General features: G+C 66.1%; 9 protein-coding genes and 1 pseudogene. 6 read left to right on the forward strand and 4 right to left on the reverse strand.

The genetic code is table 11. The annotated features are described in order from the left end of the window. The first annotated feature begins 6 nt into the window (after positions 1-6). The 6 genes from aroL (at position 7) to DSAT_RS06210 (ending at position 9,353) form a co-directional block, all read left to right on the forward strand. A complete protein-coding gene (gene aroL, locus DSAT_RS06185; protein ID WP_020885456.1) occupies positions 7-636 on the forward strand; it encodes a shikimate kinase AroL in 630 nt (209 codons plus the stop codon). A gap of 924 nt (positions 637-1,560) precedes the next feature. Beyond that, positions 1,561-1,806 carry a hypothetical protein gene (locus DSAT_RS06190; RefSeq protein ID WP_020885457.1) on the forward strand — a complete coding sequence of 82 codons (246 nt, stop codon included), beginning with the start codon at positions 1,561-1,563 and terminating at the stop codon, positions 1,804-1,806. 216 nt (positions 1,807-2,022) lie between these two features. Continuing rightward, complete coding sequence (locus DSAT_RS06195) at positions 2,023-3,474, forward strand: sensor histidine kinase (protein WP_020885458.1); 1,452 nt, start codon at positions 2,023-2,025, stop codon at positions 3,472-3,474. After that, complete coding sequence (locus DSAT_RS06200; RefSeq protein WP_020885459.1) at positions 3,475-4,848, forward strand: sigma-54-dependent transcriptional regulator; 1,374 nt, start codon at positions 3,475-3,477, stop codon at positions 4,846-4,848. Positions 4,849-5,276: 428 nt separating this feature from the next. After that, the gene (locus DSAT_RS06205; RefSeq protein WP_020885460.1) at positions 5,277-8,213 is read left to right on the forward strand and encodes a DEAD/DEAH box helicase; all 2,937 of its coding nucleotides are present in this window, start codon (positions 5,277-5,279) and stop codon (positions 8,211-8,213) included. A gap of 72 nt (positions 8,214-8,285) precedes the next feature. Further along, positions 8,286-9,353 (forward strand): class I SAM-dependent methyltransferase, encoded by a 1,068-nt coding sequence (locus DSAT_RS06210; protein ID WP_040370904.1) that lies wholly within the window; start codon positions 8,286-8,288, stop codon positions 9,351-9,353. Between the two features lie 108 nt (positions 9,354-9,461). On the opposite strand, the pseudogene tsoC reads toward DSAT_RS06210, so the two are convergent. The 4 genes and pseudogenes from tsoC to tsoR all read right to left on the reverse strand — a co-directional run. Further along, positions 9,462-9,713 (reverse strand): annotated as a pseudogene (gene tsoC / locus DSAT_RS06215) (NEPxGxxU motif selenoprotein TsoC); the annotation flags it as partial. Positions 9,714-9,790: 77 nt separating this feature from the next. Then, positions 9,791-11,524 (reverse strand): rhodanese/DsbD fusion-like selenoprotein TsoB, encoded by a 1,734-nt coding sequence (tsoB, locus tag DSAT_RS06220; protein WP_332113257.1) that lies wholly within the window; start codon positions 11,522-11,524, stop codon positions 9,791-9,793. A 65-nt stretch (positions 11,525-11,589) separates the two neighbouring features. After that, a complete protein-coding gene (tsoA, locus tag DSAT_RS15895) occupies positions 11,590-12,036 on the reverse strand; it encodes an LULAXC motif selenoprotein TsoA (RefSeq protein WP_332113310.1) in 447 nt (148 codons plus the stop codon). 20 nt (positions 12,037-12,056) lie between these two features. After that, positions 12,057-12,389, reverse strand: coding sequence for an ArsR/SmtB-type metalloregulator TsoR (tsoR, locus tag DSAT_RS06235; RefSeq protein WP_020885467.1), 333 nt, complete (start codon positions 12,387-12,389; stop codon positions 12,057-12,059). Positions 12,390-12,630: the final 241 nt, after the last annotated feature.

Raw genomic sequence — 12,630 nt, forward strand, 5'->3', positions numbered from 1 at the left:
CAGACCATGAACAAGACCCCGAAAGACGCCATCAAGCTGCGCCACGACGTGGCCGAGGCCGACCTGACGCGCACCTACGGCCGCAGCGACTGCGGGCCAGTGGCCGCGCCCCGCAACATCTATCTCGTGGGGCCGCGCGGCAGCGGCAAGACCACCGTGGGCCGCCTGGCCGCCGAACGACTGGGGCTTCGGTTCGTGGACGCGGACGAAGCGCTGGTCCAAAGCCTTGGGCAGAGCATCGCGGACTACGTGGCCGCGCACGGCTGGGAGGCCTTTCGCGAGCGCGAGCACGAGACGCTGGCGCGCATCGCGGCCTCGCATGGCCAGGTCGTGGCCACGGGCGGCGGCGTGGTGCTTCGGGCCGACAATCGCGAACTCATGGCGAAAAGCGGCGCGGTCTACTATCTCATGGCCGATCCCGGCCTGCTCTTCACGCGCCTCTCGCACGACCCCGGAACCGAGCAGCGGCCCGCGCTCACGGACCTGCCCCTGCGCGAGGAGATCGGCCGCACCCTGGCCGAGCGCGAGCCCCTGTACATGGCCGTGGCCGGATTCGTGCTGCAGGCGGGGGGAACGCCCGAGGAGATCGCGGCCGACCTCGTGGAGAAACTCGACCTCTTCCACATGCGGCCCTGAGCGCGCGTCAGCTCGGCTAGGCCTCGGCGCTCGGGCTGCCCGAGCAGGAGACCATCGACGCCCTGTGCGACCGGCTCCTGACCGCTTTCGCCTGACGGCAAAACCCCAGCGAACGGACGGCAGGATACTTTGTGGATAACCCATATCGTCATTTCGTGGAGAATCCACGTTCCGTGGATGGATTTCGGCCTCTTCGGATATTGCAACATCCCGAAATAATTGATCTACGTTCGATGGCACGGGAGATGCTTGCAGCCATGCCGAATCGGGCGGCCCGCTCGCGGGGCGCTCGATCGGGCATTGCGTCGGGCAATGCCCGTCCATCCCCGCGCACCAGGGCGAAACCTCCCCCTCGCCCCTGTTGCCGCCCCGGGAACGTCCCCCCGTTCCCGGGGCGATTCCTTTTGCGCCATCTCGAAACTCCCGTCGGCCATGGTCCGCCCTATTGAACACACCACAATTACAGGATTTTCAGCCTGAGCCTTCGCTGTTTCATGGATTTTCCCCGCATCGCGTACTGGCCCCAAGACCCGGCATCGGCGCTTTTCTTCAATTAAAGATCACGCCAAAACAAGGTCTTAACAAACATAGTCAAAAAAATCAGTCACGGCACGTTTCGTGCTCTGCACAGCATTGAGAATGAGCGTGTTGACAAACTCGTTTGCCAGGGTGCTCTAAAAGCATCGGATACAAGGCGTTGGAAAAGCGCCAACCCGACGCGCAATTTGACCAACGTGAGGGTTTGGACTTTTCGCGGCAACGCCGCAGATGGAGTTTTTCAACCGCCAGGGTGCTCAAAAAGCTCCAGATGCAAGGCGCAAGAAAAGTTCAAGACCGACGCGTATTACCAATACGCGAGGATTTGAACCTTTCGCGGCAACGCGGCAGATGGAGTTTTTTCAGCACCCTGGAAGGAGGTGCGCCATGCATGAAGTGACCGACGTGCTGCTCATGGTTCTGGATACGGCTCGCACCTTCGCCGAGCGGTCCGCGAACCTCGCCGGCCTGACCAACTCCACCGCCGTGATGCATCTCTTCGCCCTGTATTCCGGGCTGGCCGCCTTCCTGGCCGTGGGCCTGCCCCTGCTCGCGATCCGCCTGCTGCGCGGCAGACGAGATATCCCCTCGTCCTCGGGCGAGGGCCTCTTCATGCGTCGCCGCCGACTCTGACCATCCATGAACCTTCCTCAATCGCCACCCGACCTGCGTCGTGTAAAACGACGCGCCGGGCGGAGGTCTTTCCTTGCCCGCCCGGAGCGATCCGGCTGTCGACCCGGGGGGTGGCGCGGCGAGGCGAGGCGGTGTAGTGTGCCGCCACGCGGCGGTTCGCGATCCGCCCGCCGCGTGTGTCCGCCACAAAACCCCCGCGCGTCGGGAGAAAGAAGGATGCCGGTGCCGTCCGCCACGCCCCCCACAGGCCCGTTTCAGGCCGCCAAGGTCATCACCGTGACCATCTTCGTACTCATCGTCGGCAGCAACCTCGTGCTCTCGGTGTTCCTCTCGGACTATGCCCGCCGTGCGCTCCTGGAAAAGCAGGAGGACTACGCCCTGCTCTTGGCCGAGAACCTGAACCACCAGATATTCCAGCGCTTCACCCTGCCGAGCATTCTGGCCTTCGGCAACGTGGACCTGACCGACCCCCGCCAGTACGAACGCCTCGACCAGATCGTGCGCACCACGATCCACGGTTTCCACGTCATCGAGGTCCGCATTCACGGCTTCGAACGCAAGGTGGTCTATTCCATGACCCCGGAAGAAGTCGGCGAGACCGGACGCTCGGGCGCGGCCGTGGAGCGCGCCCTGGAAGAGGGCGAGAACCACTTCCAGATTCTCAACAAGCACAGCACCTGGGGCTCCATCTTCGTGCTCGACTTCGAGCCCGAGGACGTGACCATGAGCACCATCCACGCCTTGCGCGCCGACCGCCGCCTGAGCCCGGACGAGCCGCGCGGCCCCATCATCGGCGCCATCGAATTCACCCAGGACATCACCAAGGACTACCTGAAGGTCGTGAACTTCGAGCGGCTTATCGTGGCCTCGACCTTGGTCACCTCCCTGGCGCTGTTCATGATCGTGATGATGGTCCTCAGGCGGGCCGACCGGTTGGCCGTGGAGAGGGCGCTCGAAAAGGAACGGCTGGAGCGCGAACTGCATCAGAGCGAAAAGCTGGCCAGCATGGGCCGCATGGTGGCGGGCGTGGCCCACGAGATCCGAAACCCCCTGGGCATCATCCGCTCCACGGCGGAGCTTCTGCTCCAGAAGGCCAAGGCCGAGAACCCCGCCGGGGCCAACGCCAAGCTGCTCACGGCCATCTTCGACGAATCCAAGCGCCTCTCGCGCACGGTCAACGATTTTCTGGACTACGCCAGGCCCAAGCAGCCGCGCCAGGACGACGTGGACATGGCCCGCGTACTGCACCAGGTGGCCGTGTTTATGGAGCACAAGTGCCGCGAGCAGGGTGTGGACATCGAAAGCGACTACGCCGAGCCGCTGCCCCTGAAGGGCGACGCGGACCTGCTCTACCGCGCGGTTTATAACCTAGTGGCCAACGCCCTGGACGCCATGGACGGTCCGGGAACCATCCGCCTGACCGCAGCCAGGGACGAGCACGGCCTGACCCTCGTGGTCGCGGACACCGGGCCGGGTTTCCCGGCCGAGGCTCTGGACCACGTCCGCGATCCCTTCTTCACCACGAAACAAAACGGCACCGGCCTTGGGCTGACCATCGTGGACAACATCATCCGCGCCCACGGCGGCAGCCTGGACATCTCCAACAACGAGGACGGCGGCGCGCGCGTCACCGTCACCTTCTCCTCGGACGCACGAAAGGACGCATAGATGGCCGAGCACATTCTGATCATCGACGACGAGCAGAACTACCTGCTCATCCTCGACGCCCTGCTCTCGGACAAGGGCTACTCCGTGACCGCCCTGAACGATCCCGAGACCGCCCTGGAATTCCTGGAGGAGTCCGAGGTGGACGTGGTCATCACGGACATGAAGATGCCCAAGCTCACGGGCCGCGACGTGCTGGAGCGGGTGCGCAAGCACTATCCGCACATCCCCGTGCTGATCATGACCGCCTTCGGGAGCATCGAGGCCGCGGTGGAGGCCATGCGCATCGGAGCCTTCGACTACATCACCAAGCCCTTCTCCAACGACGAGTTGCTGCTCTCCGTGACCAAGGCCGTGCAGTTCGCGGCCACCTCGCGCCAGAACAGGCTCTTGCGCGAGACCCTGGCCGACCGCTACGGCCTGCACAAGATCATCGGCAAGAGCCGGGCCATCCGCAAGGTTCTGGAGATGGTGGACCGGGCCGCGCCCACCAAGTCAACGGTGCTCATCACCGGCGAATCCGGCACGGGCAAGGAGCTCATCGCCAAGGCGCTTCACTTCGCTTCTCCACGCAAAGACGAGTCCTTCGTCTCCATCAACTGCATGGCCTTCAACCCCGGCGTGCTCGAATCCGAACTCTTCGGCCACGAGAAGGGCTCCTTCACCGGCGCGGTGGCGCAGAAGCGCGGCCGCTTCGAACTGGCTCACGGCGGAACCCTCTTCCTCGACGAGATCGGCGAGCTCTCGCACGACTTGCAGGTGAAGCTTTTGCGCGTGCTGCAGGAGCGCTCCTTCGAGCGCGTGGGTGGGGCAAAGCCCATCGAGGTGGACATCCGCATCGTGGCCGCGACCAACAAGGATCTGCAAAAGGCCGTGGCCGAAGGGGCGTTCCGCGAGGATCTCTACTACCGCCTGAACGTGGTCCAGATCGAGCTGCCGCCGCTGCGTGAGCGGCGCGAGGACATCCCGCTGCTCGCGGCCCACTTCCTGGACACCTACGCCAAGCACAACGAAAAGCATTTCAAGGGCTTCACACCCGACGCCCTGGAATACCTCACGGCCTACGAGTGGCCGGGCAACGTGCGCCAGCTCGAAAACGTCATGGAGCGCTGCGTGGTCCTGGCGGACAAGGACGTGGTCGGCGTGGAGGATCTGCCGCCGGAAATCAAGGACGAGGAAGCGCAGTACAAGAGCGCCGTGGACATGCTGCCCGAGCGCCTGGACCTGACCCAGACCCTGGAGAAGATCGAGGCCGCCCTGATCCGCCGCGCCCTGGTGAAGTCCGAATTCGTGCAGACAAAGGCCGCGGACATGCTCGGCCTCTCCAAGAGCAACCTCCAGTACAAGCTCAAGAAATACGGCATCGCAGGACATTAGCAGACCGCCTCAAAAGCACCATCTGCCGCGTTGCCGCAAAAAATCCAGTCCCTCGCGTATTGTTAATACGCGTCGTGCCTGGATTTTCCTTGCGCCTTGCATCTGGCGCTTTTGAGACGGTCTGCCGAATTCCTGTGGATGACAGGGATTCGCCAACGGCCTCATCGTCTGCCGGACTCCTGTAAGCCGGGTGTTTCACGCCAGCTTCAAAAAGCGTCCCGTCTGAAGTATGCTAATTTTTGCCGGTCACGGCCCGCCGCGTTCGCGCGGCGGCGGACACGCCCGCCCATGAAAAACGCCACTCCCGCATATCCCGTCTCGTCCCGCCCCGGACCCGGCCATGCGCGCACCGCTGCCTTGGCCGCCCGTGCGCGAACCAGTTGCGGGAGTTCGTTGCGGATGCGCGAAAAGTCCGGGAGGGCACAGCCGTGAGCGGCGTGCGCGACTTCGTCGCGGCGGTCATGGACTCGCCCGTGCTCGGGCCGGACGTGGTCCACCACCGCCTGCTGCCCGCGAGCGAGCCGAGTCTGGCCGAAACCGCCCGGCCCCTGCCCCAGGCCCTGCGCCTGCTCCTCTCCGCGCGCGGGGTCGCGAGCCTCTACAGCCACCAGGCCGAGGCCGTGGACCTGGCCCGCATGGGCCGCCACGTGGTCGTGGCCACACCCACGGCCTCGGGCAAGTCGCTGACCTACACCCTGCCCATGTTCGAGGAGTTTCTGGCCCGGCCCGACTCGCGCGCCCTGTGCCTCTTCCCGCTCAAGGCCCTGGCCCAGGACCAGCTTCGGACCTTCGGCGAGCTGGCCGCGCTCCTGCCCAGCCACGAGCGGCTGCGGGCCGCCTCCTACGACGGCGACACCCCGGACCACGTCCGCCGCAAGCTGCGCCAGGATCCGCCCCACGTGCTCCTGACCAACCCGGAGATGCTGCACCTCTCGCTTTTGCCGCACCACGCCACCTGGGCCGCGCTGTGGGCCTCGCTGTCCTTCGTGGTCGTGGATGAAGCCCACACCTACCGGGGCGTGATGGGCTCGCACATGGCCCTGGTCTTCCGGCGGCTTCGGCGCATGTGCGACTATTACGGCTCCTCGCCCACCTTCGTCTTCTGCTCGGCCACCGTGGGCAACCCCGTGGAACTGTCCGAGGGGCTGTCCGGGCTGTGCGTCTCGCCGGTGCTGGCCTCGGGCGCGCCCACGGGCAGCCGCCACGTGCTCTTCGTCAACCCCGAGGCCTCGCCCGCCACGGCCGCCATCCGCCTGCTCAAGGAATGCCTGGAGCGCGGGCTGCGCACCATCGTCTACGCCAAATCCAGGCGCATGACCGAACTCATCGCCCTGTGGGCGGCCGAGAAATCCGGCGAGTTCAAGGGCCGCATCAGCGCCTACCGGGCGGGCTTTCTGCCCGAGGAGCGGCGCGAGATCGAGGGCCGCATGGCCTCGGGCGAGCTCTTGGCCGTCATCTCCACCTCGGCCCTGGAACTGGGCATCGACATCGGCGGCCTGGACGTGTGCATCCTGGCGGGCTACCCCGGCACGGTCATGCAGACCCTGCAGCGCGGCGGCCGCGTGGGCAGGAAGCAGCAGGACTCGGCCGTGGTCCTGGTGGCGGGCGAGGACAACCTGGACCAGTACTTCATGCGCCACCCCGAGGACTTCTTCGCCCGTCCGCCCGAGGCCGCGGTCCTCAACCCCTACAACCCGGTGATCGTGGCCCGGCACCTGGATTGCGCGGCCGCCGAACTGACCCTCGCGCGCGGCGAGCCCTTCCTGGCCGAGGAGCCCATCGCCATGGAGGCCGAGCGCATGGCGGCCGCAGGCGAGCTGCTCGTCTCGGCCGACGGCCGCGAACTGCACTCCAAGCGCAAGCGGCCGCACCGCGAGGTGGACCTGCGCGGCGCTGGCGCATCCATGCCGATCATCGACCTGGGCCCGGCCGGTCCCGGGGACGACGGTCAGGCAACCCCCGAGGAGGGCGCGGCCAAGGGCCGCGTCATCGGCCAGATCGACGCCCACCGCGCCATGCGCGAGGCGCACGAGGGCGCGGTCTATCTACACCGGGGCCGCTCCTACGTCGTCGCCAAGCTGGACCTGCGCGGCAAGAGCGTCTTTGCGCGGCCCGCGCGCGTGGGCTACTACACCCGCACCAGGGCCGAGAAGGACACCGAGATACTGGCCATCCACGACCAAGCCACGGCGCTCGGCTGCCGGGTCTTCCTGGGGCGGCTGCGCGTCACCGAGCGCATCACGGGCTACGAGAAGCGCCGCGCGGGAGACAACGGCCTTTTGACCCTCGTGCCGCTCGACATGCCTCCCCTGGTCTTCGAGACCGAGGGGTTGTGGTTCGAGATTCCGCGCGCCGTGCAGCAGGCCACGGAGGACACGCGCCACCATTTCATGGGCGGCATCCACGCCATGGAGCACGCGGCCATCGGCATCCTGCCGCTGCTGGTCATGGCCGACCGCAACGACATCGGCGGCATCTCCACGCCCTTCCATCCCCAGGTGGGCCGCGCGGCCGTGTTCATCTACGACGGCCACCCCGGCGGCGTGGGCCTCACGCGCCAGGCCTTCTCCCAGGCAGCCGAGCTTTTGCGCACCACGCTGACCACGGTGCGCGACTGCGCCTGCGAGCTTGGCTGCCCCTCGTGCGTGCACTCGCCAAAGTGCGGCTCGGGCAACCGCCCCATCTCCAAGGACGCAGCCTGTTTCGTGCTCGAAGCCCTGGCCACGGCCACCCCGGAGACATTCCAACCCCTTGCGCCGACAGAGGAAAACATGCCTCCTCCAAGCTCCAACTGCGAACCGCGAGAACCCCGCGAGACCGCCACGCGCCCCCTGCCCGCCTACGGCGTGCTCGACGTGGAGACGCGGCGCTCGGCCCAGGAGGTGGGCGGCTGGCACCGCGCCGCGCGCATGGGCGTGGCCGTGGCCGTGCTCTACGACTCGCGCGACCAGACCTTTCACGCCTACACCGAGGAGCGCATCCCCGAGCTGGCCGAGCGGCTGGCCGGGCTCGGTCTCGTGATCGGCTTCAACATCAAGCGCTTCGACTACCTCGTGCTCAGCGGCGCGCACGACTTCGACTTCGCCGCGCTGCCCACCCTGGACATGCTCGATACGGTCAAGGCGCGCCTGGGCTACCGCCTCTCCCTGGGCCACCTGGCCGAGGAGACGCTGGGCGTGCCCAAATCCGCAGACGGTCTGCAATCACTGCAATGGTGGAAGGAAGGCCGCCTGGACCTGATCACCGAGTACTGCACGCGCGACGTACAGATCACCCGCGATCTCTACCTCCACGGCCGCGAGCGCGGGCACCTGCTCTTCCGCAACAAACACGGACAGGTTGTGCAGGTACCGGTGGACTGGTGAGCCGGACCGATCTCGGCGCATGTATCCGCATTCTGGCGAAGAAGGCGCTTGACGCGAGGATGTCTTCGTCTCATGAAGGGAACCGCCATGAAAAACAGCTTCGACCAGGCCTTGCTGGGCCACCTTCGCTGTCCCGCAAGCGGCGAGCTGCTCGAACTTCGCGTGTTCGCCGGGAGTCCTGCCGATGGCATCGAGGCAGGGGTGCTCATTGCGCGGGGCAGGGGGCTTTTCTACCCCGTTATCGGTGGCGTTGCGCATCTTCTGCCCCATGCCACCCCGGCCATGGAGGCGTTTGCCCGTCAGTGGTCCGAAGAAATCGGTACGCTCGGAGGCCTTCGCCTGCCCGCCCCGGCCAGAGAATCCTCGCCCGAGGAGGAGCACTTCGAGACGAGCGGCATTGAGGGCGTCGGTGGCGACTCCTTCGACATCGGACGCAGGGCTGCTGCCGTGGACTTGGTCCCGCATGAGGTGGACAGCCTGCTGGACGTGGGTGCCGGGCCGGGCCTCTTCCTGGCGGATTTCGAAACCGCTCGCCCCCACGTCCGAACCCTGGGGCTTGAACGTTCCGGCGCTGCGATCCGCGCCGCCCGGTGCACCTCCCCAATCCTCATGGGCACCGCGAACCGCCTTCCCTTGCCCGACGAGGCCGTGGATTGCGTCGTCACCATGGAAATGCTCGAACATCTGCCCTCCGCAATCCACGAGCAGGGACTCCGCGAACTTGCCCGCGTGGCACGACGCTTCGTTCTCGTCAATGTCCCCTACCGCGAACGCCGCCTGCAGGCCGAATGCCCCGATTGCGGCTGCGTCTTCAACCCCAGCTACCACCTTCGCTCCTACGACGGCGACGCCTTGATGCGGCTGCTGCCCGGTTTCCGGCCACTGACGCAGCGATTGCTGCCGCGTCGCGAAAACCTGCTCAAAGCCATGGCCGCGCCATGGCGCACGCGGGTCTTCGGCGGCTTCACCGATTACGCGATCTGCCCCCAATGCCGCTACCGAAGGCCGTCCGTACCGGCGGGCACGCCAGCAACCCGGGCCGGGGGCTGGCGCTCGACGCTGCATGCCCTGGCCGCGCGGCTGCCCCGCGTGGACGTGCGTGGTGAAATCCTTGTCCTGTACGAACGGAAGCACGACTGAGACCGGTTGGATGGCGTGTCGGGGGAGTAGGGGGAGCCTGTTTCCGCTTCTCGCTCGCTCTGCTTCAGGCCATGGGATCGTCACTTCGCTCCGACGCTCCCTGGCGCATCAGCGGCCGAAGAGTCGGCCGAGCAACCCTCTTTTTTCCAGTTCGGGAAGCCCCAGGTGACGCCGGATGCAGGCTTCGAGTTCGTCCTCGGAAATGTCCGCGCCCTCGGTCACGATCTCATCGCCGACCATCACCGCTGGCGCGGCAGGCAGATCCAGTTCGAAATATTCGTCGCTCTGGTATTCCGCCATGGGCTTTGCGGTCACCTCGATCTGTACGTCGTATTTCGTGCCCAGCCTGGGCATCATGGCCTTGAAGTGCCTTCACGGCTTGCCGTTGGGCTCGTTGAGAAAAAACCTGACCATGAGCATGCGTTCTCCTTCGCGGCTCATTCGAGCACGCTTTCCATGCGCTTCACGAATTCCTCGGGCGGCAGATAGTCCACGAGTCGAAGCTCGGGCCTCTCGTGGCCGTCCCGATCCACAAAGACCACCGTGGGCACGCCCCTGACCGCGTACTCGCTCACGAGCCGCTCGTGCAGCGGATCGCCGCCCCTGGTCAGGTCCACCTTGATCATGACCATCTTCTCGTCGGCCAGACGCACCACGGCCGGATCGCGGAAGGTCCGCTCGTCGAGTTCCCGGCAGGGCGTGCACCACGCGGCCGAGAAGTCGATGATAACGGGCCTGCCGTGCTCCCTGGCCTGGGCCAGGAGGTCGTCGGAATAGGTCTGCCAGAACACGGCCGGTCCCCGGAAAAGCAACGGTCCGGCGAGGACGATCGCCAGGACCACGCCGCCCACGCCAACTGCGGCCTTGATCGCGCCAAAGACCCTGAAGTTCGCCGTGGCCCTGTCGATCCAGCCCAGATGCAGCCCGGCGCCCAGCGCCACAACGGCCAGGGCGAGAAGTCCGGTCGTCTCGGAGAGAAGCGGCCGCACGAAATACGCGGCCATGCCCACCAGCACCCAGCCCATGAGCTTTCGCACCCACAACATCCACTCCCCGGACCGGGGCAGCTTCTCCAGCCTGCCCGAGAACATCGCCAGGACGAAGAGCGGCAGGCCGAGCCCAAGGCTCAGGGTGAAGAAGACCAGGAAACCGAGCCACGGGCTGCCCAGGCTCGCCACCCAGGTCAGAAGGCCGAGCACGAACGGCCCGAGGCACGGCGCGGCCACCACGCCGAGCGTCAGCCCCATGAAGAAGGTGCCGAAATGGCCCGTGTAGGATTTGGACGCGGCCCGAGTGAGCCCCGAGGGGAGCCTGATCTCCCACAGCCCGAACAGGCTGGCCGCGAACGCGAGCAGAAGTCCGGCCACGGCCAGGAGCACGGCCGGGTTCTGGAGCAGCGCGCCCATCATCCCGCCGGTCAGCGCGGCGGCCACGCCGAGGAGCGAGTTCATCAGGGCGAGCCCGAGCATGTACAGCGCGCCGTGCGCCACGAGGCTGCCCCGGCCCTGGCCGCTGCGGCCGCCGAAATAAGAGACCGTGATGGGGATGAGCGGATAGACGCACGGGGTCAGGTTCAGGGCCATGCCGCCCAGGAAGATGCCGAGCAGGGTCCAGACCATCCCCCAGCCGTAGAGCGGGCCGGGCGTGGGGTCCTCGGATGCGGCTTCACGGTGTGCGGCGTCGAAGGCCACCGGCAGCCCGGCGGCCTGCCAGTCGGGGTATCCATACGGATCGCGAAAGACGTTGCGGTAACCGAGGGAAACGGCCACACGGGCCGCAGAGTCGCTGCGGACTCAGGTCAGGCCCGCTCAGTAGAAGACGACGGGCCGTTCCTTGTCGGGTCCGAGCATCCCGGCCAGTTCGCCCTTCTTGCGCCAGCGCGCGAAGGCCGTGGGCTCCATGGGAAAGAGGACCGCGCCCTCGATGTGTCCGGCGTGAAACTCCCAATCCTGGCGCGTGTCCACGAGGAGAAGGCCCGTCTCGTCGGCCCGCGCGTACCATTCGGCAAGTTCGACGGTCGTGACCAGGCGATATCCGCCCTCGCGGGCCTCGGCCACCGCGTCGTCCCAGGTGGCCGTCTTCGGGGTCACGGCCCTGTTGGTCAGCCACAGCGCGGTCACGGTCACGAACACGGCCAGGACCGCCACGAGCGTTGTTTTCGTGGTACGCATCGTCTTCTCCCTTGTCTGCGGCTTCCAGGAGGCTGCCGACAAGCTTGCTTTTACAGGTCGGCCTCCTAGAGTCTTCCCTCACGCCGGAGCTTGGATATCAGGAACCGCGCGCCGGAGCGCGACAGCCCCGTGGCCTCGGCAAGCTCATCCACATCCGTTCCCTGCGCCGCGGCGCAGCGGATGACCTCGTCCTCGAGTTCTTCGAGCCAGTTCTCGAACAGCGTGAGAATTTCGGGATGCGCCACGGCCATGAGCTGTTTGGACTGGGCGACCTTGTCCACGAGACTTTGGCACATTGCGGTTGGATCGACACCTTCGTCCATGCATTCGGCCAGTCAGAGATGGACCATGCCGACGACCTTGTCCTCGCCGGGCTCACCGAGCATCTGTTCGATGAATTCCCGGCGCGCCTCGTCGTCCAGGAGCGGGAACACGGCGCGCGCGGCCCTGGCCACTGCCGCGGCCGCTTCCTTGGGTTCCAGCCGCGCGACGATGGCTTCGATCTCGTTCATGCGAATTCTCCTTGCGAGGGTCAAAAGCGTGTGCGTTCCGCTACGAGCTTGCCGGCCAGATCGCGCATGGCCTCGATGACATCCACGGCCGCGATGCGGGTGAGGCCGTAGAGGACGAACGGGCCGCGCCGCTCCACGTCCACGAGCAGGGCACGTTTGAGCTCCCGCAGATGGTGCGAGACCAGGGGCTGCGAAAGACCCAGCTCCTCGACGATCTGGCTCACGGACTTCCTGCCGTGGCGCACGAAGAGAAGGATGCGCAGCCTGTTCTCGTCCGCCAGCGCCCGGGCCAGAAAGGCCACGTCCGCAAGATGCCGCTCCTGGGACTCAGGATGTTCGATTGGCGATGACATGCGGTCTCCTTGGCGCCGACATAAACATATAAATCGACGCTAATATGTATGACAGGGCAGGGTGTTGTCAAGGACGGACTCGAGAAAAGTCACGCGCTCCGTCCCAATCACGGAACGGCCGCAACGCATCCGTTGCGCCTCGCCGTGCGGTTCTCCACGATCTCCAAGGGCATCAAGCTGGCCGAGCCGCAGCCGGTCGATACAAAGATTGACAATCTATGGTAAGGGGATAATTTGGAAA

This window comes from Alkalidesulfovibrio alkalitolerans DSM 16529 (assembly GCF_000422245.1).
In the GTDB taxonomy this organism is placed as follows: Bacteria; Desulfobacterota; Desulfovibrionia; order Desulfovibrionales; family Desulfovibrionaceae; genus Alkalidesulfovibrio; species Alkalidesulfovibrio alkalitolerans.

Bases quoted from the DNA above. Each gene is read 5' to 3' on its own strand.
- DSAT_RS06200 (WP_020885459.1), top strand. From the start codon at position 3,475: ATGGCCGAGCACATTCTGATCATCGACGACGAGCAGAACTACCTGCTC.
- DSAT_RS06210 (WP_040370904.1), top strand. From the start codon at position 8,286: ATGAAGGGAACCGCCATGAAAAACAGCTTCGACCAGGCCTTGCTGGGC.
- tsoR (WP_020885467.1), bottom strand. From the start codon at position 12,389: ATGTCATCGCCAATCGAACATCCTGAGTCCCAGGAGCGGCATCTTGCG.
- DSAT_RS06195 (WP_020885458.1), top strand. From the start codon at position 2,023: ATGCCGGTGCCGTCCGCCACGCCCCCCACAGGCCCGTTTCAGGCCGCC.
- DSAT_RS06190 (WP_020885457.1), top strand. From the start codon at position 1,561: ATGCATGAAGTGACCGACGTGCTGCTCATGGTTCTGGATACGGCTCGC.
- aroL (WP_020885456.1), top strand. From the start codon at position 7: ATGAACAAGACCCCGAAAGACGCCATCAAGCTGCGCCACGACGTGGCC.